The following is a 23,989-nucleotide window of genomic DNA, read 5'->3' as shown; positions in this document are numbered from 1 at the left end:
GAAAAAGACAATGACTGATCTGACCATCATCGGCACCGGCAACATGGCCCGCGGACTGGCCGCCCGCGCAGTGGCAGCGGGACGTTCGGTCCAGCTCCTTGCCCACGAGGACAAGGCGAAGGCCGACGCGCTCGCAGCCGAACTGGGCGGGAACTTCACCACCGGCACGCTGGGTGACCAGCTCACCGGCGCCCTGGTCATTCCGGCGGTCTATTTTGATGCCTCCCGGGCCATCGTGGAGCAGTACGGCGATGCTCTGACCGGCAGGGTGTACGTGGACATCACCAACCCCGCGGATTTCGCAACGTTCGATTCACTGACGGTTCCCGCTGACAGCTCCGCGGCCGAGGAGCTGCAGAAGGTTACCGGCGCGAAGGTGGTCAAGGCCTTCAACACGACCTTCGCCGCCACTCTCTCGGACGGAACCGTGGCCGGACATCCGCTGGATGTCCTCATCGCCGGGGACGACGCCGCTGCCACCCAGGCCGTGGTCGGGTTCGCCTCCGCAGCCGGGCTGAATCCCGTCGTCGTCGGCCCCCAGCGCCGTGCCCGCCAGCTCGAGCACATGGGCTTCCTGCACATCCTCCTCTCCGCCAACGAGGAGCTTCCCGCGTACCAGTGGAACTCTGCGCTGAAGGTTGTCCCGGCCGCCTAGGACACCGGACTCCCTCGTTCACAGCAATCGGCCCGCACCCCGTCTTCGGGGTGCGGGCCGATTGCTGTGAACAGACGCTAGTCGCACACCCACGACCTGCGGCCCATACCGAACCTGCACATAAACTCCGGGTCATTAATGTCGCCGCCGTCGAGCATGAGAAATACCGCCAGCACCATAAGGGCCAGGCAGACGGCCATGATGGCCCAGAATCGTTTCCAGCTCACGGCCCGGTTCCCTTTGGCTGCACCGGACTCGCGACTGACCTACCCGTTTATCCGGTCGTCTCGGCCCGGTGTGCCGAAACCTTCGGCGAGTTAACGTCGTTATGCTCCACTCTTGCGAAACCCTCGGTGAGCTGGCGTCGTTTTGGCCGGCTCAAAAAGACGTTTACTGCACGAAGGTTTCAGTGAAGACGCCCAAAGCAGCGGCATCTCCCCGAGAGTTGAGCCACGCCTCCGATCAACATCGAAGACTCCCAGGCCGTCGTTACGGGTGAGACGCATGTGACCCCACCATGATCAGGCGTAACTACGGGTGGGAAGCGGGGCATCCACTCGGCGCACCCAGGTCGCGACGCTGACAGCTCACTCGGGCCGCTGTCCGCAGCTATGGTGGGACCCACCAGGCCGCGCCTGACGGGAGCGGCCGTTCTCCGACATCGGGAGACATCATGGAGCTGTGGGATGAAGTACCGGTTGCGGAGGATATCTCCGGCTACATCCAGCTGCCCTATAGCTCCCGGCATTTCCTGATCGCCTACGCAGCCGGGCCCGACCTGCTGCGCCGCCGCAGCGGTTCACTGCAGGAGGCTGTTGGAACGTCGGAGGTTCTGGACGAGGACTTCGAGCAGGACATTATCGAGCTCAACGACGGCGCTCTTGCCCAGGCCGGAATTCCGCCGGTTCCGCCGGGGTACGTCTGGTTCCTTCGTCTGCCTCCGGGGGTGTACGACGCCGATGGGCTTTGGACACGCCTGGGTGAACTTGCCGATCCAGTCATTGCGCCGCTTGGCGGAGCGACTCCGGAGAGCGAAGCTGCCATCCTGGCGGCCTACCGCGGGATCATGCGGAGCTTGTACGCCGACGGCCCGGCCTGAGTCCGTGGTCCGGATGCGCGCTGGCGTCTGCCAGCCAAGGACGTGGAAGAGCCGCTAGGGCAGGATCTTCAGCGCCGTATCCCAGTCAAAGCGTTCATGTTCCGGGTTGACCTGCAGCGCCATCATCAGGGGCATCATGGACTCGAGCTGGCGGGCCCAGTGCAGCGGGCCCGTGTCGATGGGCCGCATGCCGGATCGGGCAATGATTTCGGTGACCTGCAGTTTGGCGCTTTCGGAATCCCCCGCCACGAAAACGTCCAGCGGCAGGTCGGCCACCGATCCCTCGATTAGGGTCTTGGCGAAGGTGGTGTTGAAGGCCTTTACGACGTCGGCCCGGCCTTCCAGCAGCGCCGCGATTTCCTCCGCGGCCGACGTGCCGGCGGGGGTGGTGAGCCGGTCCATGGTGGAGAAATCGACCGGGTTGCTGATATCTACCACCACCTTGCCGGCCAGGGATTCCCCGTTCTCTCGGATAATTTCCGCCACGGAGCCGTGCGGAACCGCAAGGATCACCACCTCTGCCGTGAACGGGCTGCCCGCCGGAGCCGAGGAGGCCCCTGCACCGAGGGATTCCACGAGTTCCGCCGTCTGGTCAGCGTTGCGGCCGATGATCCGGACGTCCGTGCGTCCGTGCAGCAGCCGAGTCGCCAGGCCCCGGGCCATGTTCCCGCTTCCGACAATGTCTACGTGCGCCATTGTTTACTCCTTGATCACGCGATACGGATAGGACGCTCTTGGGCGCGGGTACTGCAGTGCGCTCGATGCTAGGACTGTCGGTGGTGGGACGGCAATATCTACGAGGCGCCGGGGTCAGCCCCAGCAACGCAACCGAGATTCCCAGCCAAAACACGGAACAACTCAGCACCCTTACTGGTTGTACTCACCATCGTCAGAAACGTGACCCACACAAAGGAGAACGCCCATGACCACCGCCAACCCAGCAGCATCCGGATGGATCCCGGCCAAGCAGTTCATCGCCGGACAGTGGCGCGAAGGCCGCTCGTCCAAGACCATGCCGGACACGAATCCGTTCACGGGCGAAGAACTCCTGAGCCTGCCGCTGGCCTCCATCGAAGACCTCAACGACGCGTATGAAAGCGCCCGGGACGCCCAGCCAGGCTGGGCAGCGACTCCCCCCGGAGAACGACGCCGCATCCTGGAACGCGCCGCGGAAATCCTGGATGAACGGCGCGAGGAAATCGCCGCCTGGCTCGCCGCCGAATCCGGCAGCACCGCCGTCAAGGCAGCAATCGAGATCGACTCCGCAATCGGCATCACCCGTGAAGCGGCGTCCTACCCGCACCGGGTCCACGGACAGATCCTGGATTCGGACATCCCCGGCAAGGAAGACCGCGTCTACCGCGACCCGCTCGGCGTCGTGGGCGTGATCAGCCCGTGGAACTTCCCCCTGCATCTCTCCCAGCGCTCCGTGGCACCCGCGCTGGCACTGGGCAACGCCGTCGTCCTCAAGCCGGCCAGCGACACCCCGGTGACGGGCGGGCTGCTGATCGCGAAGATCTTTGAAGAGGCCGGGCTGCCGGCCGGCGTGCTGAGCGTTGTGGCCGGTGCCGGGTCGGAGATCGGCGACGCGTTCGTGGAGCACCCGGTGCCGTCGCTGATTTCGTTTACGGGCTCGACGGCGGTGGGCAAGAACGTCGGCGCCCTCGCCGCGAGCGGTGAGCACCTGAAGCACACGGCTCTGGAGCTCGGCGGTAACGGACCGTTCGTGGTCCTGGCCGATGCGGACGTGGATCAGGCGGTCCGCGCCGCGGTGATGGGCAAGTTTTTGCACCAGGGCCAGATCTGCATGGCGATCAACCGGATCATCGTGGAGGACGCCGTCCATGACGAGTTCGTGCAGAAGTTCACCGAGCACGTCCGGTCCCTGCCGGCCGGCGATCCGACGGACGGGAAGACGGTGATCGGGCCGATCATCAACGCCAGGCAGCTCGAGGGCCTGGAAGAGAAGATTCGCACCGCCAGGGAAGAGGGGGCCGAGACGGTACTGGAAGGCAGCACCGACGGCCAGGTGCTCAGCCCGTGGATCTTCACCGGGGTTCAGCCGGAGATGGAACTGGCCCGGGAGGAAATCTTCGGGCCGATCGCAGGTATCCAGCGGGCCCGCGACGCCGAGCACGCCCTGGAGCTGGCCAACGCCACGCCGCAGGGCCTGTCCGGAGCGGTCTTCACTGCATCAGCCGAAGGCGGGCTGCAATTCGCCCGGCGGATGCAGGTGGGCATGGCGCATGTGAATGACTTGCCGGTGCACGATGAGCCCCACGTGGCGTTCGGCGGCGTAAAGAACTCCGGGCTGGGCCGGTTCAACGGCAGCTGGGCCATTGATGAGTTCACCAAGGACCAGACGCTTACGCTCCAGCACGAACCGCGGCAGTACCCGTTCTAGCCGTCCCGCTTTCCCGGGGGATGCTGTTCCCCCGGGAAAGGACGGCGGCGGCAATGTCATCGGCGTCGCGCAGGGTCCGCGACCCGGCCGAAGCCGGCGCACCCGCCTCCGCGGCGATCGCTGTTCCCCATTGCACTGAAGACAGCTGCAGTCCCAGGACGTAAAGGTCCTCCTGCGGCTGCCCCTTGACGTCCAGCGGCCGGTACGGCGGCAGCGAAACGTCCAGTCCAGGGGTGAGCACCGGAGTGCCGTTGGGCGCCATCATGACCTTCGCCCGGGCCTCGCCGCGGTGCAGCAGGTCCGCCAGCAGCGGCGACAGCGTTGCGTTTACCCGGTTCGGCGGCATCATGGCCTCCACCAAAGTGGTGGCTGCGTACTCACCGGACACCCACGGCGAGGACGCCGTGAAGACGGCACGCGCCTCATCGACGTCGAACCGCGGGTCCGGTCCCACAAAGTGGACCAGCCCGGCACGGACCAGCGCTGCGAGCTGCTCGATCCGCTCGGGCGGCGGCCCGGAGGCCAAGCCCTCCACCAGGGGTTCAAACCAGCCGCGCAGTTCGGTAAGCCAGGATTCCTCGGCCAGTCCGCCGTCGGCCACTACCGCCTTCAGCACGGAACGCCCTGCGTTCAGCGCGCCGATCGCCATCTTCAGCGGATCGTCCTCGCCCTTCGCCGAGCCGGCAGCGTCGTCCTCCAGATAGCGCAGGATCTCCGCGTCCAGGTCCTCGGGTCCGGCAAAAGGACGCCGTCCCAGCGGCTGGGCCAGGGCTTCCAGGCTGGTCCGGTGGGCAGCCGGAACACAGCGCGCCAGCACGGCTTCCTTCGCGGCGTCCCAGTCCGGGCCCTCCACGCTGAGCGCGGCCTCCAGGTCCGCCAGGAAGTCAGCGGCCGGAACGGTGAGGCATGCCGGGTTGGTGCGGGCCAGCGTTGAGTAATACGCCCACACCGCATCACGGTGCAGCAGCGGCCAGAGGTCGTGGTCGAAACCGGGCTGGATGCCCTCCGCGGCAAACCTGCCCGCCGTTTCCTCGGTGAACCAGCGCAGTTTCACGCTGCGCGGCACATAGCTGTCCAGCTTCGCCTTGGCACGGTACGGAGTTCCGCGGCGCGACGCGGCAACCAGCACCGGCTCGCGGCCGGACGGTTCGTAGCGCAGGGAACGCCCCGCGGGTTTCCCGGTGGGCACAAACGCACCGCCGCGGCCCAGCGTCACGTGCGCCATGATGTCGAAGAAGTTCAGTCCCAGGCCGCGGACCAGCACCGGTTCCCCGGCTGGCAGCACGGAAAAATCCGCGTCCGACGGTACAGCTGGCGGAAGGTAGCGCAGTCCCAGCCGGGAGGCGGCGTCGCTGAGGCGGTTCTGCTCGGGCGTGAGGGCGGCCGGCAGATGGCCCATGGCCAGGACGACGGCGTCCGCGGCCAGCGGTTCCTCGCCGGCAAGTTCAATGCTGAATCCGGTGCCGCCGCGGTGCAGGGCGAGCGCTTCGGCCCGGTAATGGACGACGGCGGCCCCGGCCTGGCGGGCTGCCTCCACAAGGCGGGCGTAGGTCCACTCCAAATACCGGCCGTACAGGGCGCGGCTGGGGAAGTCGGCAGCACCGAGCCGGGCGATTTCCTCCCGGTCCCCGGCGTTCAGTGAGGGGGCGGGATCCCGTGCCATGAGCCGGATCCACTGTCCCAGGGAGAGACCGGCCGGGGAGGGCAGCAGTTCCTCCGCAGTTTCCCCGGCAGGCACCACGGTGGGGAAGAGGCAGGGTGTGTTCATGAGGAACTGGCGGGACTGTGCCGTGCGCCAGACATGCCCGGGGCCGGGGTTGAACGGATCAACCATGCACACTTCCAGCGCCGGACGGTCTTCGGCGGGCAGATCCAGATAGCGGCTGAGCAGCCGGTCAAGGACGGAAACGCCGCGTGGACCGGCACCAATCACGGCAACGCGGAGATCCTGGCCTTTGTCCATGCTTCTAGGGTATCCGCCAACCCGCCCTGACCTGCGCGGTCCCGTTCCTGCCCCGGGCCAGGCCGGCCTAGGTGAACGAGAGGTAGAAGAACACCGCCGCCACAAAGATCCCCAGGATCCAGAACCAGCGGTTCACCCGCTTCCGGCGCACAACGTCCTCCACCGGAATCCGGGACCCGCGGAAAATCAGCACGATCAGAATCACTGAGGCGATGATGCCGGCCAGTGAAAGCACCGGAGCCAGGAGCGACACGGCAGGGTTCCTCTCGCGGGGGGCTGCGTGCCCAAAACACTACGCGCAGGGCCGGGGACGGCGGAACGGTGCAGGCTTCGGAGGCACCGGGAATGGCCCAACTGCAGGGTTTCCGTTATGGTCCGCCCGTCCCGCGTTAGGAATCCGTGAGGATTCCCGAATTGTCCCCGCGGCAGGTTTTTACTCGACACGGCACCTGCTGATGCCCTCCTGCCGGACCGGCGGGAGAAGAGACGAGTTTCCTGGGGGATCCCCTTGCTGGATGTAGTAGTTCTCGCGGGCACGGCGGCGTTCTTCGCCGGGCTTGCCCTGCTGGCCCGGGCGGTGGAGAAGCTGTGACCTTCTTCGATTACGCTGCCCTGATCCTGGCGGCCGCTTCAGCGGTCTATGTCCTGGCTGCCCTGCTGCGGCCGGAGAAATTCTGATGGCGGGCTGGCTGGCGCTGGGCCAGTTCCTCGCCGTCGCACTCGTGCTGGCCCTGGTGCACCGCCCCCTCGGCGACTACATGGCACGCACCTACACGTCTGATAAGGATCTGGCCGTGGAACGCGGGGCTTACCGGCTGCTTGGTGTGGCTCCCCGCTCCGGACAGACCTGGCAGAGCTACTTCCGGGCTGTCCTGGCGTTCTCCGCCCTGGGCGTGCTCCTCCTGTACCTGCTGCAGCGCCTGCAGCCCCTGCTTCCGGCAGCACTCGGCCTGCCGGCAGTCCCCGAAGCCCTGTCCTTCAATACGGCCGTGTCCTTCGTGACCAACACCAACTGGCAGTCCTATTCCCCCGAGGCCACGCTCGGCTACGCGGTGCAGGCCGCCGGACTGGCGGTGCAGAACTTCCTGTCCGCCGCCGTCGGGCTCTGCGTTGCCGTTGCCCTGGTGCGTGGATTCGCTGCCCGCGGCGCGGCGGCCATCGGGAACTTCTGGGTGGACCTCACCCGTTCCCTGACCCGCATCCTGCTGCCAGGAGCGGCGCTGGCGGCGCTGGTGCTGCTGCTGGGCGGAGTGATCCAGAACTTCAGCGGATTCACCGAAGTCTCCACGCTGGCCGGCGGAACCCAGTCCATTCCCGGCGGGCCGGTGGCCACGCAGGAAGCCATCAAGCTGCTCGGCACCAACGGCGGCGGGTTCTTCAATGCGAACTCCTCACATCCGTTCGAAAACCCGACGGCGTTTACCAACCTGTTCTCGGTGCTGCTGATGCTCATTCTTCCGTTTTCGCTGCCGCGGACCTTCGGCACCATGATCGGCGACCGCCGGCAGGGCTACGCCATCCTGGCTGCCATGGCCGGAATCTTCGTGCTCTCTCTGGCTGCCATGACGGCGCTGGAGTTCGCTGCGGCGGACGGACCGGCCGGCTCGATGGAGGGCAAGGAAACCCGCTTCGGCATTGCCGGGTCCACCCTGTTCGGCAGCACCAGCACCCTCACCTCTACCGGAGCCGTGAATTCAATGCATGACAGCTTCTCGCCGCTGGGCGGAATGATGACCATGCTGAACATGATGCTGGGCGAAATCGCCCCGGGCGGCGTGGGATCCGGCCTGTACGGCATGCTGGTCCTGGCCGTCGTCGCAGCCTTCATCTCCGGGCTGCTGGTGGGCCGTACCCCGGAATTCCTCGGCAAGAAGATCGGGCCGCGGGAGATCAAGCTCGCCAGCCTGTACGTGCTCACCATGCCTGCCCTGGTCCTGGCCGGAACCTCGCTGAGCTTCGCGCTGCCCGGCATCAGCGCCGAAATCCAGGACACCTCCATGCTGAACTCCGGCCCGCACGGATTCAGTGAAGTGCTGTACGCGTTCACCTCGGCGGCCAACAACAACGGGTCGGCGTTCGCGGGGCTGACCGCGAACACACCCTGGCTGAACACAGCCCTGGGCCTGGCCATGCTGGCCGGCCGCTTCCCGCCGATCCTCTTTGTCCTTGCCCTGGCCGGGACCCTCGCGGCGCAGGGCAAGGTGCCGGTCACGGCAGGAACCCTGCCCACGCACCGGCCGCAGTCCGTGGCCGTCCTGGGCGGCGTCACCGTGCTCGTCACAGCTCTTACGTTCTTTCCCGTACTCGCGCTGGGTCCCCTGGCAGAAGGACTGATCTGACATGTCCACCCTCACCGAACACCGCCCCGAACCGGGCAGCGTCCCGGCACCGTCCGCGCCCCGCCCGGCAGCTGCAGCCGGCTTCGGCTGGCAGCAGGCGGCCAAGGCCTTCCCTGTTGCTGTAGCCAAACTCGATCCGCGCCGGATGTGGCACACGCCGGTCATGTTCGTGGTCGAGGCCGGCGCCGTGCTCATCACCGCCGTCGCCGTCGCCGAGTCCTTCAGCGGCGGTTCCCAGTCCTCCGGCGGCAGCCCGGTGCCGGCCGGGTTTACCTGGCTGATCGCCGGATGGCTCTGGCTGACCGTGCTCTTCGCCAACCTGGCCGAAGCGGTCGCGGAAGGCCGCGGCAAGGCGCAGGCCGCCACCCTGCGCGCCACCCGCACCACCACCGCCGCCCGGCGGATCCGCGGCTACGACGCGGCGTCGGATCCGGCGGCCCTGCAGGCGCCCGTCGAGTCCGTAGCCTCCGCGGACCTGTTGCTGGACGACGTCGTGGTGGTCACCGCCGGAGAAGTCATCCCAGGTGACGGGGAGATCATTGACGGCATCGCCTCAGTGGACGAATCTGCCATCACCGGCGAATCCGCTCCGGTGGTGCGTGAATCCGGCGGCGACCGGTCAGCCGTCACGGGCGGCACCCGCGTCCTCTCGGACCGGATCGTGGTGCGCATTACCAGCCGGCCGGGAGAGACGTTCGTGGACCGGATGATCGGCCTGGTGGAAGGCGCATCGCGCCGCAAGACCCCGAACGAGGTGGCACTGGACATCCTGTTGTCCACCCTGACCCTGGTCTTCCTGCTGGTGGTCCTCACCCTGAACCCGATGGCGGGGTACGCCGGTGCCACCATCAGCGTGCCCGTCCTCACCGCCCTGCTGGTCTGCCTGATTCCGACGACGATCGGCGCCCTGCTCTCCGCTATCGGCATCGCCGGGATGGACCGGCTGGTGCAGCACAATGTGCTGGCCATGTCCGGCCGTGCCGTGGAGGCAGCCGGGGACGTCACCACCCTGCTGCTGGATAAGACCGGCACCATTACCTACGGCAACCGGCAGGCCGCGGAGTTCCATCCCGTGGCCGGCGCGGAGAAGGAGGAGCTGGTCCCGGCCGCGGTCCTGGCGTCGTTGCTGGACCCCACGCCGGAGGGCCGGTCCATTGTTGACCTGGCCGCTTCCCGGGGCATAGTTCCGGCTCCGGCTCCGGAGGCCGGGGACGTTCCCTTTACCGCGCAGACCCGGATGAGCGGCCTGGATTACCCGGATGGTTCGAGCATCCGCAAGGGCGCCGGATCCGCTGTCCTGGACTGGGCCTCGGAAAGCGGGGGCATCGACGTTTCGGTGCTCGCGGACCTGACCTACCGGGTGGACACCATCTCTTCCTCCGGCGGCACCCCGCTGGTGGTGGCGGTCCGGGATGCGGGCGGCACCGCCCGGATCCTCGGCGTCGTCCATCTCAAGGACGTGGTCAAGGAGGGCTTGAAGGAGCGGTTCGCCGAGCTGCGCCGGATGGGAATCCGCACCGTCATGGTCACCGGGGACAATCCCCGCACCGCCAAGGCCATCGCCGCGGAAGCCGGCGTTGATCACTACCTCGCCGAGGCCACCCCGGAAGACAAGATCGCACTGATCCGCAGGGAGCAGGAGGGCGGCCGGCTGGTCGCCATGACCGGGGACGGCACGAACGACGCCCCGGCGCTGGCGCAGGCGGACGTCGGCGTCGCCATGAACACCGGCACCTCCGCGGCCAAGGAGGCCGGGAACATGGTGGACCTGGACTCCGATCCGACCAAACTGATCGACATTGTCCGGATCGGCAAACAGCTTCTGATCCCCCGCGGTGCACTGACCACGTTCTCCATCGCGAACGACGTCGCCAAGTACTTCGCGATCATCCCGGCCATGTTCACGGGCCTCTTCCCCGGCCTGGCAGTCCTGAACGTCATGGGCCTGCACTCCCCCGCCTCGGCCATCCTCTCGGCGGTCATTTTCAACGCCGTCGTCATCCTGGCGCTGATCCCGCTGGCCCTGCGCGGGGTGAAGTACCGTGCCGCCGGTGCCTCCGGGATCCTCAGCCGGAACCTGCTCGTATTCGGGGCCGGCGGTGTGGCCGCGCCCTTCATCGGCATCAAGCTCATCGATCTGGCCGTTTCCCTGCTCCCTGGTTTCTAGACCCTCAAGGACCCCTCATGACTGCGTTTCGCTCCACCGCCCGGCAGCTCACCGTTGCTGCCCGGGCACTGGCCCTCTTTACCCTCGTGCTGGGCATCGCGTATCCGCTGCTGGCCACCGCGGTGGCACAGGCACTGCCCCGCCAGGCCGGCGGCTCCCCCGCCGTCGTGAACGGCACCGTCACCGGTTCCACGCTGATCGGCCAGTCCTTCACGGACAGTTCCGGGGCCGCGCTGCCGGAATTCTTCCAGTCCCGTCCGGGGGCGTACGACGGCGCTGCCTCCGGAGGCAGCAACCTCGGCCCTGCGAGCACTGAGCTGGCGGACATCGTGGCCGAACGCCGCCGGAACGTTGCCGCGCTCGAGTCAGTGCCCGCTGACCAGGTCCCGGCCGATGCCGTGACCGCCTCCGCCTCCGGGCTGGATCCGCACATCAGCCCGAACTACGCCTACCTGCAGGTTCCGCGCGTGGCACAGGCCCGGGAGCTGCCCGAGGACGCGGTCCGTGCCCTGGTGGATGCCGCCGTCGCAGGGCGCACCGCCGGATTCCTGGGTGAACCAACCGTAAACGTGTTGGAACTGAACATGGCGCTGGCGGAGCTGGACACTTAACGGATGACGCGAGGAGAGCTCAGGGTGTTCCTGGGCGCAGCACCGGGGGTCGGGAAGACCTACAGCATGCTGGAAGAAGGCCACCGGCTGCACGATGAGGGGCAGGACGTGGTGGTGGCCGTGGTCCAGACCCACGGCCGGGCCGCCACGGCAGCTGCCGCCGAGGGACTGGAACAGGTGCCGCAGCTGCGGCTGGAGCACCGGGGCATGCCGCTGGAGGAGCTGGACCTGGATACCGTGCTGGCCCGCCGCCCGGGCTACGCCCTGGTGGACGAACTGGCGCACACCAACGCGCCCGGGATGCGGCATGCGAAGCGCTGGCAGGATGTCGAGGCGCTGCTCGAGGCCGGGATCAATGTGCTCTCCACCGTGAACATCCAGCACATCGACTCGCTGAACGATGTAGTGGAGGGCATCACCGGCACCGTGCAGCGCGAAACCGTGCCGGATGATGTGCTCCGGTCCGCGAACCAGATCGAGCTGGTGGATCTGGCCCCGGAACTGCTGCGCCGCCGGCTCGCCGAAGGGCTGGTCTATCCGGCAGCGAGGGTGGACGCCGCGCTCTCCAACTACTTCCGGGTGGGCAACCTGACCGCGCTGCGGGAACTGGCACTGCTCTGGCTGGCCGATGAGGTGGACAGCGCCCTGAACCGGTACCGCACCGAGAAGGGAATCCGCAGCAAATGGGAAGCCCGCGAGCGCGTGGTCGTGGCGCTGACCGGCGGGCCGGAAGGGCAGACGCTGCTGCGCCGCGGTGCCCGGATAGCCGCCCGCACTGCGGGCGGTGAGCTGCTGGCCGTGCACGTCACCAACCCCGATGGGCTGCGCGAAAGCCATCCCGGGGAGCTGGCCGTGCAGCGGGCCCTGGTGGAAAAGCTGGGCGGAACCTTCCACCAGGTGGTCGGAGCGGACATTCCGGGCTCGCTCGTGGACTTCGCCCGCTCCGCGAACGCCACCCAGCTGGTGATCGGCGTCAGCCGCCGCCCGCGCCTTCGGGCCCTGCTTGGCGGTCCGGGGATCGGTGCCACCGTCATCCGGCTCTCCGGGGACATTGACGTGCACATCGTGAACCACGGTGCCGCCGGCGGCCAGCGGAGCCTGCCGCGGCTGGGCGGCGCACTCAGTGCCCGACGGCGGCTGGCCGGCTTCGCGCTGGCGCTGGCCGGCGGTCCGCTGCTCACCTGGCTGCTGGTGGGCGTCAGCACCCCGGAGTCAATAACCAGCGACGTCCTGGCCTACCAGCTGCTGGTCATCCTCGTAGCACTCGCCGGCGGCATCTGGCCGGCTCTTTTCGCCGCCCTGCTCTCCGGGGTGACCCTGGACTACTTCTTCATCCAGCCCCTGCACACGGTGACAGTATCAGAGCCGCTGCACCTGTTCGCGCTGGTGCTCTACTCGGCGAATGCCATGCTGGTCAGCTTTGTGGTGGACCGCGCCGCCCGGCGCTCGCGGGCAGCCCGGCGGGCGGCGTCGGAATCCGATCTGCTGGCCGCCGTGGCCGGCAACGTCCTGCGCGGGGAAGACGCGGTTCAGGCCCTGGTCGGCCGGGTGCGGGAAGCCTTCAATCTCGACGCCGCCCGGCTGCGGTCCGGAGACACAGACCTGGCAGTGGCAGGCAGCGTTTCCGGCCAGCCGAGCCACCGGGTACCCGTCGGAGCTGCTTCCCTGGAGCTGTACGGCAGCGTTCCGGCTGCAGCGGACCGGCGGCTGCTCGAAGTCATCGCGGCCCAGCTCGGCGCGGCACTGGACTACCGTGACCTCTCCGCCCGGGCCGAAGGCCTGGTCCCGCTCGCAGCCGCCGACCGCGTCCGCACGGCGCTGCTTGCCGCCGTCGGGCACGACCTGCGCCGTCCCCTGACCGCTGCAACCGCCGCCGTCACCAGCCTGCGGGCCGACGACGTGGACTGGAGCGAACGGGACACCGAGGAACTGCTGGCCACCGCCGAGGAATCGCTGGAGACCCTCTCCGCCCTGGTGACCAGCCTGCTGGACGTCAGCAGGCTCCAGGCCGGCGCCCTCGCCGTTTCGCTTGCTCCGCTGGAAGCAGCGGATGCCGTGCTGCCCGCCCTGGAGGAACTGCGGCTGGGCCCGGCGCAGGTTCAGCTGGATCTGCCGCCCGGCCTTCCTCCGGTCCTGGGTGATTCCGTGCTGCTGCAGCGGGTGCTGGTGAACGTGCTCGCCAACGCGGTGCGGTTCTCCCCTCCGCAGGAGAAAGTCGTGCTGGCCGCCAGCGAGTTCGGCGGAAAGGTCGAAATCCGCGTCATAGACTGCGGACCGGGGATTTCCCCGGAGCGCGGCGAGGAAATGTTCGTTCCCTTCCAGCGGCTCGGGGACACCGACAACCAGACCGGACTGGGGCTGGGCCTGGCAGTTGCGAAGGGATTCATGGAAGGCATGGGCGGAACGCTGGAAACGGAGAAAACACCCGGCGGCGGACTCACCATGGTGCTGGGCCTGCCGGCTGCACCGGCGGAGCAGCCGGCAGGCGCTGCGGCGGCTGCACTGTGAAGATCCTGCTGGCCGACGACGACGTCCAGATCCTCCGTGCCCTCAAAATCACCCTGGCAGCGTACGGCTATGAAGTAGTGGCGGCGTCCGACGGCGCCGCGGCCGTGCGCCGGGCGGTGGACTGCCACCCGGACCTGATGGTCCTGGACCTGGGGATGCCCGGGCTCAGCGGCATGGAGGTCATCGAAGCCGTCCGGGGCTGGAGCACCATGCCAATCCTGGTCATCTCCGGCCGGTCCGACTCCGCGGAGAAGGTCCGCGCACTGGATCTGGGTGCCGATGACTACGTGACCAAGCCCTTCTCCGCCGAAGAGCTGCTGGCACGGATCCGTGCCCTGAAACGGCGGACGGGTTCCGCACCGGACAGCCCGGCGGTTCTCTTCGGGGACATGTCGGTGGACCTGGCTGCACGCCGGGTCTCCCGGATCAGCGACGGAAGCTCGATCCGCCTCACCCCCACGGAATGGCATCTGCTGGCGGCGCTGCTCAGGAGCCCGGGCCATCTGCTGACCCAGGCCCAGCTCCTGAACGACGTGTGGGGACCGGGCACCACGGATTCCGGATACCTGCGCCTGTACATGGCGCAGCTGCGGCGGAAGCTGGAGCCGGATCCCTCGCATCCGGTCCACTTCCTCACCGAGCACGGCATGGGCTACCGGTTCCAGCCCTAGGCCCGGCTCTGTGCCTGGGCCGCTGCCTCCGTCTGGGCCGCGGATCCGCGGCGGGGTGCGCTGAGGCAGCTAGGCACCGGTCCCGCGGCTGGTCCGCCGCCGGTACACCGCGGCGGAAACGGCGCAGGCAGCAACCAGGATGCCCAGGCACCAGGCGAGCGCGGCCCAGATCTCCGGTCCAGCCGGCTGCCCGGCAAAGATGTTCCGGATGGTGTTGACGATCGCGGTCACCGGCTGGTTTTCTGCGAACCAGCGCACCGGTCCGGGCATCGTGTCCGTTGGAACGAATGCGGAGCTGACAAAAGGCAGGAAGACCAGCGGATAGGAGAATGCGCTGGCTCCCTCCACTGACTTGGCGCTCAGGCCGGCGACCACTGCCACCCAGGTGAGTGCCAGCGTCACCAGGATCATCATGCCCGCCACAGCCAGCCAGCCGCCCACGCCCGCCCCGGTACGGAACCCCATCGCCAGGGCCACACCGGTCACCAGCGCCAGTGACAACAGGTTGGCCGCCAGCGAAGTCAGCACGTGCGCCCACAGTGCGCTTGACCGGGCGATCGGCATCGACTGGAAGCGCTCAAAGACACCGCTCTGCAGGTCGGTGAACAGCCGGAACGCCGTGTAGGCGACCCCGGAAGCCACGGTGATCAGCAGGATCCCGGGCAGCATGTAGTCGATGTACGCAGTGGAGCCGGTGTTGATGGCCCCGCCAAAAACGTAGACGAACAGCACCATAATGGCCACGGGCATGACGGCTGTGGTGATGATGGTGTCCGGGCTGCGCAGGATGTGGCGCAGCGAGCGCCCAGTCAGCACGGTTGTATTGCCGGAGAAGTGGGTTGCCGCTGTCATCTTGCTGTCCCTTCAGGTGTTCCCCCGCCTGTGATTGCCAGGAAAATGTCCTCCAGGGTTGGCTGTTTCTCCACGTATTCGATCCGCGGCGCGGGAATCAGCTGCCGGAGTTCGGCCAGGGTGCCGCTGACAATGATCTGCCCGCCGTGCAGGACGGCGATGCGGTCCGCCAGCTGCTCGGCTTCTTCGAGGTACTGCGTGGTGAGCAGTACGGTGGTTCCCTCCCGTGCCAGCTGCCGCACCGTTTCCCACACCTCCAGGCGGCCCTCCGGATCCAGTCCGGTTGTCGGTTCGTCAAGAAACACCACCTCCGGACTGCCAATCAGGCTCATGGCGATGTCCAGCCGCCGGCGCATGCCGCCCGAATAGGTGGAGACTCTCCGCTTCCCGGCCTCAGTTAGCGAGAACCGGCCCAGAAGGCCGTCCGCCACGAGTCCCGGTTCCGGCACCTGCCGCAGCCTGGCGACCAGAACCAGGTTCTCCCTGCCCGTGAGCACGTCGTCTACCGCGGCGAACTGGCCGGCGAGGCTGATTGCTCCGCGGACCTCTGCCGCCTCGGCAACGACGTCGGATCCGGCTACAACCGCGGTGCCCGAATCCGGCCGGAGCAGCGTGGACAGGATCCGGATCAGCGTCGTTTTGCCTGCGCCGTTCGAGCCGAGCAGGGCGAAGACGCTCCCGGGCTCTACTTCGAACTCCACCCCTCGCAGGACCTGCAGGTCCTTGAAGCTCTTATAGAGATCCCGAACCTCCACAGCCCGCTCCGCAGGCTGCGCGGTCATGGCCGCCCTCCCCCGTTGCTGCCCCCGCCCTCCCGTTCAGCTTCCTCGATGGCTGCGTTGAGCCGCTGCCGTTCCTTGTTGATCCACTGGGCATCGGAGTAATTGCGCAGGAAGTCCTCCGCGAACTCCACGGGGTCCCCGCCCACAATGGCGCGAACGGGTGTTCCGTCTGCCGCGCCGCGCTCGAATAGGTCGGCCAGGTCCTCGTACATGGAAACCAGGGCGTCTCCCCTGGTCAGGGCTCCGGCATACATCAGGTAGCGTTCAACGGCCTCGGCTGCCGCACGATAACCGGGTGGCAGTGCCTTAACCCGGTTTTTGTATTCCCGCCAGCGGCGCTTGTCGCCGAAGTCCCCAAGAATCTTCTCAACCCACATGGTTGTTTCCCTCCTCGCGGAGCTGTTCCAGCCGGTCCGAGAGGAAGCTCCAGGTCCTCCAGAACTCATTGAGGTAGTCCTGTCCCGCCCGGGTGAGCGAGTACATTTTGCGCGGCGGTCCCTTTTCGGACGGGACCTTCACCACGTCCACCAGCCCGCGCTGTTCCACTCGAATGAGAAGCGCATAGACGGTTCCCTCGGCAATGTCCGAAAACCCCTCTTCCCGCAGCCAGGCAGTGATTTCATACCCGTAGGCGGAGCGGCCGGAGAGGAAAGCGAGCACGATGCCCTCCAGCACTCCCTTCAGCATCTCGGTCGCTTGCCTGCCCATCGCACTCCTCGCTACCTAGCGTCATTGACTACCAGTACCTAGTAAAGATGAGTAGCTGTGGGGATGCAAGCGGTGTGGGAAGGTTTTCCAAACCGCGTCATTGCAGCACGGGACGCGCGGGCCCGGACGAAACGCCGCTCGAGCACCGGACGGTGCCACCGAACAAGCCGGACACAACGAAACCGATGCCACCCTCAACCCCAGTAGGCGGACTCACAGAACATTTACCGTGTAGAACATCTAGGCGGCCGCATGGCAGGACTAGGATGATCGACATGACCAAAGGCAGCACCACCGCAGAGAGGCCTGCAGTCAGGCCGGGGAGCCTCGGCTGGGACCTGGGTGTGGTAGCAGGGAGCTACCACGCACGCATGGAAGCAGCCCTGGACGGAACGGCCGGGGGACTGCGCGGATTCCTTGTTCTTTCCACCGTCGTCCACTGCGATCCTCCCAACCAGCAGGCGCTGGGTGCGCATCTCGGAATCGACCGGACGGTCCTGACCTACCTGATCGATGCCCTGGCAGAGGCCGGGGAAGCGGAACGCATTCCGGACCCCGGGGACCGCCGGGCACGCAAGGTAGTGGCCACAGATGCCGGCCGCGCCCGGCTGGCTTCCTGCGAGGAGCGCATAGCCGCCGAAGAAGCAGCACTCCTCTCCGGACTAGGGTCCGCAGACGCGGACCAGCTGCGCTCCCTGCTGCACCGGCTGGCCGCCCAGGCCCACCAGCCGGCGTCGGGCAGCAATCCCTGCGTCTCCATGGACGTTCCGTAGCCGGAACACACCGACTGGCCATTTGCCCGCCGACTTCGTAGAGTCGGCTGTAGTGACACGGGGTGCCGCAAGGCTGAGATGAGACCCGTCGAACCTGATCTAGTTAGAACTAGCGAAGGGATGTCGCCGATGACTATTGGCCTGACACCGTTAACCGTTTCAACCCTCCTCTCCCGTGTGCGCAGCGAACCGCCGCTGGTGCAGTGCCTGACCAACACCGTGGTCACCAACTTCACCGCCAACGTCCTGCTTGCACTGGGCGCCGCCCCGGCCATGACGGACATTCCCGGTGAAGCCGGCCCCTTTGCCCGCATCGCCTCCGGGGTGCTGATCAACCTGGGCACCCCGCACGCGGAGCAGCGCACCGCCATGCTGGAGGCAGCCGCCGCGGCGAACGACGCCGGCACCCCCTGGGTCCTGGATCCCGTGGCAGTGGGCAGCCTCCCCGTCCGCACTGCACTGGCTGCCGAGCTGCTGGCCCTGCGTCCCACCGCGGTGCGGGCCAACGCGTCCGAAATCATGGCGCTGGCCGGACTCGGCGCGGGCGGCCGCGGCGTCGATGCCACGGATAACCCCGAAGACGCCCTGCCCGCGGCTGAACTGCTCGCCGCAAAGTACGGCTGCGTCGTGGCGGTTTCCGGAGCGACGGACGTCATCACCGACGGGGAATCCACCGTGCGGATCAGCAATGGCGATGTCCTGCTGACCAAGGTGACCGGAGGCGGCTGCGCCCTCGGTGCGGTGACGGCGGCGTTCCTTGCCGCTGCGGACGACGGCGGCAGCCTCGCCGCCGCTGCGGCAGCCACAGCTGCCTACACTGTTGCCGCCCAGCAGGCCTCCGCCGCGGCGGCCGGGCCGGGTTCCTTCGCCCCGGCGTTCCTGGATGCCCTGGCGGCCCTCTCTGCTGAAGATATCAACACCCTGCTGGTGGCAGCATGAGCGCCGGCCTGCAGTCCGAACTGTTCCGCCGGCCCCGCGCCCTGGCCCGGAACTCCGGAATCTACCTGGTCACGGATACCGTTCAGTGCGGGGACCGGGGCGTTGCCGCCGTGGCGGCGGCTGCCGTGGCCGGCGGAGTGCGCACGGTCCAGGTCCGGGAGAAGCATGCCTCCGCGTCCGAGTTCCATGCGCTGGTGCTGGCCGTCGCTGACGCAGTTGGCGACCGTGCCCTCGTGCTGGTGGATGACCGGGTGGACATTTACCTCGCCGCCCGTGCAGCCGGCGCCCGGGTGCACGGCGTCCATGTGGGCCAGAGCGACCTTCCGGTTACGTCCGTGCGCTCGCTCGTGGGCCCGGACGCCGTCGTCGGCCTGACCGCCAATACACCCGCGCACCTCGAGGCGGTGCGGAAGCTGGCGCCCGGGACGGTGGATTACCTTGGCGCCGGAGTCATTCATCCCACCAGCACCAAACCGGACCATCCTGCCCCGCTGGGCGTGGACGGGTTCCGGGCTTTCGCATCCGCTGCTCCTCTCCCGTGCGTGGCCATCGGCGGGATCGGACTGCCTGACATCCGGGACCTGCGTTCCGCCGGCGCGTCCGGAGCGGCCGTCGTCTCCGCCATCTGCACCGCTGCCGACCCGCAGCGCAGCGCCGAGGAACTGGTGGCGGCGTGGGAGAGCTGAGCAGCAGGGAAATCCCGCGGATCCTGAGCATCGCCGGAACAGACCCCACCGGCGGTGCCGGTATCCAGGCCGACTTGAAGTCCATCGCGGCTAACGGCGGGTACGGCATGGCCGTCACCACGGCGCTGGTTGCACAGAACACGCACGGCGTCCGCTCGGTGCACACCCCGCCGGTTGAGTTCCTGCGCGAACAGCTGGACGCGGTGAGCGACGACGTCGTTATCGACGCAGTGAAGATCGGCATGCTGGGCAGCACTGCCGTCGCCCGGACGGTGGGCGCCTGGCTGGCGGACGTCCGGCCTCCGGCCGTGGTGCTGGACCCGGTCATGGTGGCCAGCAGCGGGGACCGCCTGCTCAGCGCCGATGCGGAAGACGCACTGCGCGGGCTCCTGCACCGGGTGGATCTGGTGACCCCGAATCTTCCCGAGCTGGGTGCGCTGCTGCAGGAAGAAGCTGCCCGGACCTGGGAGCAGGCGCTGGATCAGGGACGCCGGCTTGCCGCCGGTTATGACACGGCGGTGCTGGTCAAGGGCGGGCATCTGGCCGGAGCGGCGGCACCCGATGCGCTGGTAATGCCCGACGGCGCCGGCGGATTCACGGTTTCCGAGTTCAGTTCCGTGCGGGTCGGCACGAAGAACACCCACGGGACAGGCTGCTCACTCTCCTCCGCGGTGGCCACCCTCTTTGCGCGGACCGGGAACTGGGTGCTCGCACTGGAGGGCGCAAAGGCCTGGCTGCAGGAAGCGCTGGAGACTGCGGATGACCTGGAGGTGGGAACCGGACATGGGCCGGTGAACCACTTTGCCGGGATCTGGCAGCGCGGGCTTGCTCCGCTGCCCGCTTCGGCCGGGTCCGGTGTTCCTCCCGCCGGGGAACGCACGGCTGAGCTCTGGTCCCGGACTGCAGGCGTGCGCTCGCGGATAGATGCCCTGGACTTCGTCCGCGGGCTCGGAGACGGCACCCTGGACCGGGCAGTCTTTGCCGGCTATCTCCTCCAGGACGCGATCTACCTCCGTGGCTACGCCCGTGCCCTTGCCCGGGCCAGCGAACTGGCACCCACGCTCCAGGAGCAGATTTTCTGGGCAGAAAGTGCCAGCGGCGCCCTGGAAGCCGAACTGGACCTGCACCGGAACTGGCTCGCCGGCGGTTCAGCGGCGGGCGGCAGCACCGGCGTCGGACAGCTTCCCGCGGATCCCGCAGCGGGCCTGCCCGCCGGGCCGGTGACCCGGGGCTATCTGGAGCATCTGCTGGAGCGGCATGCCGATGACCGGGTGGAGTACGCCCGGCTGGTAGGGGCGGTGCTTCCGTGCTTCTGGGTCTACGCCGACGCGGGCGCCGTGCTGGCCGCCGGAAACCACTCGCTGCACCCTTACCGGGAGTGGCTGGATACCTACGCTGACCCTGGTTTTGCGGCGGCCACCGTCCGAGCAGTCGGAATCCTGGAAGGCGTGCTTGCCGGGGACGATCTCCAGCGGAGGGCGGCCGAGGAAGCGTTCACCGCTTCGGTGCAGTGGGAGCACGACTTCTTCGCGGCCGACAGTGTGCCTGCTCAGTCACCCGCGGATGCAACCGTGCGGCCGGCCAGTGGAATCCGCCAGCCGTAGCGCAGGGACAGGATGCGGAGGGCGAAGACCAGGACCGCCACCCCGATGCCCACGGCCGGGTTGAACAGACCGGTTACCGAGAGCCCGGAGGCCAGGCCGGCTCCGAGCATCGCCGGAACTGCGTAGACGCCGCGCGGGTTGAACAGCTGCGGCACCTCATTGGCGACGACGTCGCGCAGCAGACCGCCGCCGACCGCCGTCGTCACGCCGAGCAGGGCTGCGGGCACCGGGTGCAGGCCCGCCTGCAGCGCGGTGAGGGTTCCGGTGACACAGAACAGGGCAAGGCCGGCGGCGTCGAACACCAGCAGGGTCCGCCGGTAGCGCTGCACGCCCAGGGCATGCGTGAACACCAGTCCTGCCGCCAGCAGCGGAGGGAGCAGGTAGACCGGATCGGCGAACGCCTTGGGCACACCCTGGTCGATGATCAGGTCCCGTGCCACGCCTCCCCCAAGCCCTGCCAGGGAACCGAGCAGCAGGGACCCGACAATGTCGAAGTTCCGCCGGGCAGCGAGCAGCGAACCGGAGACGGCGAAGAAGAAGATGCCGATGAGGTCGAGGATCATCAGTGTCATGGCAGGTCTCCGGCGGTTAGTGGTTACAGCGTCCTATCCTGCCAGTCCCGCGGCCCTGCCCTGGTGCGCGCCGGCCACATCCGTGTCCCGGCACATCATGTCCATCTCCTGTGGCCCGCTTCACAAGCCAATGTCACCGGGCACCCCTAGGATTGGCTCATGACTTCCGCGAGCGCAGAAACCCCGCAGGACACCGAGGACGAGTTCCTCTGGCTCGAAGATATCTATGGGGACAGGCAGCTGAACTGGGTCCGGACGCAGAACGCCGAGACCGAGGCGCTGCTCTCCGCCACGGACTTTGAGCAGACCGAAGAGCGGCTGCTCGAAGTCCTGGACTCCACGGACAGAATCCCCATGGTGGCCAAGCGCGGAGACTGGTATTACAACTTCTGGCGGGATGCCGAGCACCCCAAGGGACTCTGGCGGCGCACTACGTGGGAGAGCTACGCCGGTGACGGCACCGAATGGGAAATCCTGCTGGACGTGGACGCCCTGGGCGCTGCCGAAGGCACCGAATGGGTCTGGGGCGGGGCCCGGTTCCTGCGCCCGGAAGACGGCACTTCCTACCGGCGCGCCCTGGTGATCCTCTCTCCCGACGGCGGCGATGCCTCCCGGTACCGGGAGTACGACGTCGTCGACCGCGCCTTTGTGCCCGGCGGCTTCGACCTTCCGGTTGCCAAGACCCAGGTCTCCTGGGCCGGACCGGACACCCTGTACGTGGCCACGGATTTTGGCCCGGGCAGCATGACTGCGTCCTCTTATCCCCGCACCGTCCGCACGCTGCACCGCGGAGCGGAACCGGCTTCTGCCCCGCTGTACTTCGAGGTGCCCGAGGACCACATGATGGGCTATGTCCATCATGACCAGACGCCCGGCTTCGAGCGGGACCTGGCCGTGGACATCATCGACTTCTACGACAGCATCACCTACCTGCGGCAGGACGGGGACTGGACCCGGATCGACGTGCCGCTGGACGTGAACGTGGACCTGCACCGGCAGTGGCTGGTCATGCGGCCGCGCACCGACTGGCTGGTCGGTGACACGCTGCACAAGGCCGGTTCGCTCCTGGCCGCGGATCTGGCGGATTTCCTGGCCGGCGGCCGCAACCTGCGCACCCTGTTCACGCCCGAACCCACAGTCTCACTCCAGTCCTGGAGCTGGACCCGCGACTACCTGCTGCTGAACCTGCTGCGGGATGTCTCCTCCGAGATCCAGGTGCTTGATCCTGCTGCGGACTGGTCCGCGGCAGAACTCGATGCCTGCCCGCCCCTGCACTCCGTGGACGCCTATGCGGTGGACGACGAGGACGAAGCAGCCGGGAACGATTACTGGCTGGTCAGCACCGGTTTCACCACTCCGTCCACGCTGTCCCGCGGAACCCTGGGCAAACCGGGAGAACCGGCAGCCCCGGTCAAGGCCTCCCCTGCGTTCTTCGATGCCTCCGACTGCACGGTAGAGCAGCACTTCGCGGTGTCCGAGGACGGCACCCGCGTGCCGTACTTCCAGGTGGGACACAAGGACATGGTGCTCGACGGCGGGAATCCAACAGTCCTCTCCGGTTACGGCGGGTTCGAACAGGCCCTCACTCCTGCCTACTCCGGCGTTGTGGGGCGCGGCTGGCTGGAGCGCAGCTACACGGACGGTTCAGGGACCCTCCGGCGCGGCGTCTATGTGCTGGCCAACATCCGCGGCGGCGGCGAATACGGACCGGACTGGCACCGGGCAGCCCTGCAGCAGAACCGGCACCGCGCGTATGAAGACTTCGCCGCCGTCGCCCGGGACCTGACGGAACGCGGCGTCACATCCCGCGATCATCTGGGCTGCACCGGGCGCAGCAACGGCGGCCTGCTGGTGGGCAACATGCTCACGCTTTACCCGGAGCTCTTCGGCGCGGTCTCCTGCGGAGTTCCGCTGCTGGACATGCGCCGGTACACCAAGCTCTCCGCGGGCGCGTCCTGGATTGCCGAATACGGCGATCCGGATGACCCGGAGCAGTGGGAGTTCATCAAGACCTTCTCCCCGTACCACCTCCTGCGCGAAGACGTGCAGTACCCGCCGGCGCTGATCTGGACTGCCACCAGCGATGACCGTGTGGGTCCGGTCCAGGCCCGGAAAATGGCGGCCCGGATGAAGGCACTGGGCGTGGACCGGGTCTGGTTCCATGAAGCACTGGAAGGCGGCCACGCGGGCGCTGCGGACAACCGCCAGTCCGCGCGGATGCACGCGATGTCCTATGAGTTCCTCTGGGAAGCTCTGACCGGCCGCCTGTCCTGAACCTGTTTTGCCGAAAGCACCCCGTTGTGGGTAGTCTTGACAGGCTGGCAGCGTGAGTTTGCCAGGGCAAATGGAGACGTGCCAGAGCGGCCGAATGGGCTTCACTGCTAATGAAGTGTGGGCCTAAAGCCCACCGGGGGTTCAAATCCCCCCGTCTCCGCCAACGTGTTGACACCCCGGTCTTCCAGACCGGGGTGTCTTCATATCCGATCAATTGCAGGAAGGGCAGGTGAACCGCACACATGGACGACGGAAATAGTCGATCTACCGAACCGCGCGGGCCTCGCCTACGCCCTGGGAACCTAACCACCGCGCCTTCCCGGCCCTAAGATTCCCGCTGCAAAGCGGCAGTCTCCGGGATTGCCCCGCAGCCCTGCTGCGA

22 protein-coding genes, 1 tRNA gene and 1 riboswitch are annotated in these 23,989 nt (G+C 67.6%); of the genes, 15 read left to right on the top strand and 8 right to left on the bottom strand.

What is annotated here, in order from left to right:
- Window positions 1-10 precede the first annotated feature (10 nt).
- Together NGB94_RS14350 and NGB94_RS14345 are read left to right on the top strand one after the other, a co-directional pair.
- On the top strand, window positions 11-655 hold the full coding sequence (locus NGB94_RS14350) for an NADPH-dependent F420 reductase (RefSeq protein WP_325791362.1): 645 nt from the start codon (window positions 11-13) through the stop codon (window positions 653-655).
- A 673-nt stretch (window positions 656-1,328) separates the two neighbouring features.
- A complete protein-coding gene (locus NGB94_RS14345) occupies window positions 1,329-1,754 on the top strand; it encodes a DUF5956 family protein (protein WP_325791361.1) in 426 nt (141 codons plus the stop codon).
- A gap of 54 nt (window positions 1,755-1,808) precedes the next feature.
- Here NGB94_RS14345 and NGB94_RS14340 read toward each other — a convergent pair whose 3' ends face one another.
- Window positions 1,809-2,450, bottom strand: a complete 642-nt coding sequence (locus tag NGB94_RS14340) for an NADPH-dependent F420 reductase (RefSeq protein WP_325791360.1) — start codon at window positions 2,448-2,450, stop codon at window positions 1,809-1,811.
- 226 nt (window positions 2,451-2,676) lie between these two features.
- Between NGB94_RS14340 and NGB94_RS14335 the strand changes: the two genes are divergently transcribed.
- A complete protein-coding gene (locus NGB94_RS14335) occupies window positions 2,677-4,158 on the top strand; it encodes an aldehyde dehydrogenase family protein (RefSeq protein ID WP_325791359.1) in 1,482 nt (493 codons plus the stop codon).
- Here the strand turns inward: NGB94_RS14335 and NGB94_RS14330 are convergent.
- Together NGB94_RS14330 and NGB94_RS14325 are read right to left on the bottom strand one after the other, a co-directional pair.
- On the bottom strand, window positions 4,121-6,121 hold the full coding sequence (locus NGB94_RS14330; RefSeq protein ID WP_325791358.1) for an FAD/NAD(P)-binding protein: 2,001 nt from the start codon (window positions 6,119-6,121) through the stop codon (window positions 4,121-4,123). The genes NGB94_RS14335 and NGB94_RS14330 overlap by 38 nt on opposite strands.
- A 67-nt stretch (window positions 6,122-6,188) precedes the next feature.
- Window positions 6,189-6,374, bottom strand: a complete 186-nt coding sequence (locus NGB94_RS14325) for a hypothetical protein (protein ID WP_325791357.1) — start codon at window positions 6,372-6,374, stop codon at window positions 6,189-6,191.
- Window positions 6,375-6,709: 335 nt separating this feature from the next.
- Between NGB94_RS14325 and NGB94_RS14320 the strand changes: the two genes are divergently transcribed.
- The 6 genes from NGB94_RS14320 to NGB94_RS14295 are packed head-to-tail and all read left to right on the top strand — an operon-like array spanning window position 6,710 to window position 14,417.
- Window positions 6,710-6,799 carry a potassium-transporting ATPase subunit F gene (locus NGB94_RS14320; RefSeq protein WP_194781534.1) on the top strand — a complete coding sequence of 30 codons (90 nt, stop codon included), beginning with the start codon at window positions 6,710-6,712 and terminating at the stop codon, window positions 6,797-6,799.
- Window positions 6,799-8,460: a potassium-transporting ATPase subunit KdpA gene (gene kdpA, locus NGB94_RS14315; RefSeq protein WP_325791356.1), complete on the top strand. Its 1,662-nt coding sequence runs from the start codon at window positions 6,799-6,801 to the stop codon at window positions 8,458-8,460. The genes NGB94_RS14320 and kdpA overlap by 1 nt, the downstream gene beginning before the upstream one ends.
- 1 nt (window position 8,461) lies before the next feature.
- Window positions 8,462-10,627: a potassium-transporting ATPase subunit KdpB gene (kdpB, locus tag NGB94_RS14310; protein WP_325791355.1), complete on the top strand. Its 2,166-nt coding sequence runs from the start codon at window positions 8,462-8,464 to the stop codon at window positions 10,625-10,627.
- A 17-nt stretch (window positions 10,628-10,644) separates the two neighbouring features.
- Window positions 10,645-11,238 (top strand): potassium-transporting ATPase subunit KdpC, encoded by a 594-nt coding sequence (gene kdpC, locus NGB94_RS14305; protein ID WP_325791354.1) that lies wholly within the window; start codon window positions 10,645-10,647, stop codon window positions 11,236-11,238.
- Between the two features lie 3 nt (window positions 11,239-11,241).
- Window positions 11,242-13,746 carry an ATP-binding protein gene (locus tag NGB94_RS14300; RefSeq protein WP_325791353.1) on the top strand — a complete coding sequence of 835 codons (2,505 nt, stop codon included), beginning with the start codon at window positions 11,242-11,244 and terminating at the stop codon, window positions 13,744-13,746.
- Window positions 13,743-14,417 carry a response regulator gene (locus NGB94_RS14295; RefSeq protein ID WP_325791352.1) on the top strand — a complete coding sequence of 225 codons (675 nt, stop codon included), beginning with the start codon at window positions 13,743-13,745 and terminating at the stop codon, window positions 14,415-14,417. The genes NGB94_RS14300 and NGB94_RS14295 overlap by 4 nt, the downstream gene beginning before the upstream one ends.
- A gap of 69 nt (window positions 14,418-14,486) precedes the next feature.
- Here the strand turns inward: NGB94_RS14295 and NGB94_RS14290 are convergent, their stop codons facing one another.
- From NGB94_RS14290 to NGB94_RS14275, 4 genes are read right to left on the bottom strand one after another with little or no spacing between them, the layout of a single operon-like run.
- Window positions 14,487-15,269, bottom strand: coding sequence for an ABC transporter permease (locus tag NGB94_RS14290; protein ID WP_325791351.1), 783 nt, complete (start codon window positions 15,267-15,269; stop codon window positions 14,487-14,489).
- Window positions 15,266-16,051 carry an ABC transporter ATP-binding protein gene (locus NGB94_RS14285; RefSeq protein WP_325791350.1) on the bottom strand — a complete coding sequence of 262 codons (786 nt, stop codon included), beginning with the start codon at window positions 16,049-16,051 and terminating at the stop codon, window positions 15,266-15,268. The genes NGB94_RS14290 and NGB94_RS14285 overlap by 4 nt, the downstream gene beginning before the upstream one ends.
- Window positions 16,048-16,428, bottom strand: a complete 381-nt coding sequence (locus NGB94_RS14280; RefSeq protein ID WP_325791349.1) for a DUF1048 domain-containing protein — start codon at window positions 16,426-16,428, stop codon at window positions 16,048-16,050. The genes NGB94_RS14285 and NGB94_RS14280 overlap by 4 nt, the downstream gene beginning before the upstream one ends.
- Window positions 16,418-16,759: a PadR family transcriptional regulator gene (locus NGB94_RS14275; protein WP_325791348.1), complete on the bottom strand. Its 342-nt coding sequence runs from the start codon at window positions 16,757-16,759 to the stop codon at window positions 16,418-16,420. Before NGB94_RS14275 ends, NGB94_RS14280 begins: the two co-directional genes overlap by 11 nt.
- A 275-nt stretch (window positions 16,760-17,034) precedes the next feature.
- On the opposite strand from NGB94_RS14275, the gene NGB94_RS14270 reads away from it, so the two are divergent.
- The 4 genes from NGB94_RS14270 to NGB94_RS14255 all read left to right on the top strand — a co-directional run bounded on the left by NGB94_RS14270 (window position 17,035) and on the right by NGB94_RS14255 (window position 20,761).
- Window positions 17,035-17,532 (top strand): MarR family winged helix-turn-helix transcriptional regulator, encoded by a 498-nt coding sequence (locus NGB94_RS14270; protein ID WP_325791347.1) that lies wholly within the window; start codon window positions 17,035-17,037, stop codon window positions 17,530-17,532.
- A 48-nt stretch (window positions 17,533-17,580) separates the two neighbouring features.
- A riboswitch (TPP riboswitch) is annotated at window positions 17,581-17,670 on the top strand.
- The gene (gene thiM, locus NGB94_RS14265; protein WP_325791346.1) at window positions 17,662-18,471 is read left to right on the top strand and encodes a hydroxyethylthiazole kinase; all 810 of its coding nucleotides are present in this window, start codon (window positions 17,662-17,664) and stop codon (window positions 18,469-18,471) included. (Overlaps the previous riboswitch by 9 nt.)
- A complete protein-coding gene (gene thiE / locus NGB94_RS14260) occupies window positions 18,468-19,157 on the top strand; it encodes a thiamine phosphate synthase (protein ID WP_325791345.1) in 690 nt (229 codons plus the stop codon). Before thiM ends, thiE begins: the two co-directional genes overlap by 4 nt.
- Window positions 19,145-20,761, top strand: coding sequence for a bifunctional hydroxymethylpyrimidine kinase/phosphomethylpyrimidine kinase (locus NGB94_RS14255; protein ID WP_325791344.1), 1,617 nt, complete (start codon window positions 19,145-19,147; stop codon window positions 20,759-20,761). The genes thiE and NGB94_RS14255 overlap by 13 nt, the downstream gene beginning before the upstream one ends.
- Here the strand turns inward: NGB94_RS14255 and NGB94_RS14250 are convergent.
- Complete coding sequence (locus NGB94_RS14250; protein WP_325791343.1) at window positions 20,707-21,333, bottom strand: trimeric intracellular cation channel family protein; 627 nt, start codon at window positions 21,331-21,333, stop codon at window positions 20,707-20,709. The genes NGB94_RS14255 and NGB94_RS14250 overlap by 55 nt on opposite strands.
- A 159-nt stretch (window positions 21,334-21,492) precedes the next feature.
- On the opposite strand from NGB94_RS14250, the gene NGB94_RS14245 reads away from it, so the two are divergent.
- Both NGB94_RS14245 and NGB94_RS14240 read left to right on the top strand, forming a co-directional pair.
- A complete protein-coding gene (locus tag NGB94_RS14245; RefSeq protein ID WP_325791342.1) occupies window positions 21,493-23,607 on the top strand; it encodes a prolyl oligopeptidase family serine peptidase in 2,115 nt (704 codons plus the stop codon).
- Window positions 23,608-23,679: 72 nt separating this feature from the next.
- Window positions 23,680-23,770, top strand: a tRNA-Ser gene (locus NGB94_RS14240).
- Window positions 23,771-23,989 lie beyond the last annotated feature (219 nt).

The organism is Arthrobacter koreensis, assembly GCF_035792275.1.
GTDB classification, from domain to species: Bacteria; Actinomycetota; Actinomycetes; order Actinomycetales; family Micrococcaceae; genus Arthrobacter_B; species Arthrobacter_B koreensis_A.
The sequence above is the reverse complement of the archived record's forward strand: the minus strand, read 5'-3'. Positions and strand labels throughout refer to the sequence as shown.

Excerpts from the sequence above, each read along its gene's own strand:
- NGB94_RS14350 (WP_325791362.1), top strand. The coding sequence starts at position 11 with ATGACTGATCTGACCATCATCGGCACCGGCAACATGGCCCGCGGACTG.
- NGB94_RS14345 (WP_325791361.1), top strand. The coding sequence starts at position 1,329 with ATGGAGCTGTGGGATGAAGTACCGGTTGCGGAGGATATCTCCGGCTAC.
- NGB94_RS14340 (WP_325791360.1), bottom strand. The coding sequence starts at position 2,450 with ATGGCGCACGTAGACATTGTCGGAAGCGGGAACATGGCCCGGGGCCTG.
- NGB94_RS14335 (WP_325791359.1), top strand. The coding sequence starts at position 2,677 with ATGACCACCGCCAACCCAGCAGCATCCGGATGGATCCCGGCCAAGCAG.
- NGB94_RS14330 (WP_325791358.1), bottom strand. The coding sequence starts at position 6,121 with ATGGACAAAGGCCAGGATCTCCGCGTTGCCGTGATTGGTGCCGGTCCA.
- kdpA (WP_325791356.1), top strand. The coding sequence starts at position 6,799 with ATGGCGGGCTGGCTGGCGCTGGGCCAGTTCCTCGCCGTCGCACTCGTG.
- kdpB (WP_325791355.1), top strand. The coding sequence starts at position 8,462 with ATGTCCACCCTCACCGAACACCGCCCCGAACCGGGCAGCGTCCCGGCA.
- kdpC (WP_325791354.1), top strand. The coding sequence starts at position 10,645 with ATGACTGCGTTTCGCTCCACCGCCCGGCAGCTCACCGTTGCTGCCCGG.
- NGB94_RS14300 (WP_325791353.1), top strand. The coding sequence starts at position 11,242 with ATGACGCGAGGAGAGCTCAGGGTGTTCCTGGGCGCAGCACCGGGGGTC.
- NGB94_RS14290 (WP_325791351.1), bottom strand. The coding sequence starts at position 15,269 with ATGACAGCGGCAACCCACTTCTCCGGCAATACAACCGTGCTGACTGGG.
- NGB94_RS14285 (WP_325791350.1), bottom strand. The coding sequence starts at position 16,051 with ATGACCGCGCAGCCTGCGGAGCGGGCTGTGGAGGTTCGGGATCTCTAT.
- NGB94_RS14280 (WP_325791349.1), bottom strand. The coding sequence starts at position 16,428 with ATGTGGGTTGAGAAGATTCTTGGGGACTTCGGCGACAAGCGCCGCTGG.
- NGB94_RS14275 (WP_325791348.1), bottom strand. The coding sequence starts at position 16,759 with ATGGGCAGGCAAGCGACCGAGATGCTGAAGGGAGTGCTGGAGGGCATC.
- NGB94_RS14270 (WP_325791347.1), top strand. The coding sequence starts at position 17,035 with ATGACCAAAGGCAGCACCACCGCAGAGAGGCCTGCAGTCAGGCCGGGG.
- thiM (WP_325791346.1), top strand. The coding sequence starts at position 17,662 with ATGACTATTGGCCTGACACCGTTAACCGTTTCAACCCTCCTCTCCCGT.
- thiE (WP_325791345.1), top strand. The coding sequence starts at position 18,468 with ATGAGCGCCGGCCTGCAGTCCGAACTGTTCCGCCGGCCCCGCGCCCTG.
- NGB94_RS14250 (WP_325791343.1), bottom strand. The coding sequence starts at position 21,333 with ATGACACTGATGATCCTCGACCTCATCGGCATCTTCTTCTTCGCCGTC.
- NGB94_RS14245 (WP_325791342.1), top strand. The coding sequence starts at position 21,493 with ATGACTTCCGCGAGCGCAGAAACCCCGCAGGACACCGAGGACGAGTTC.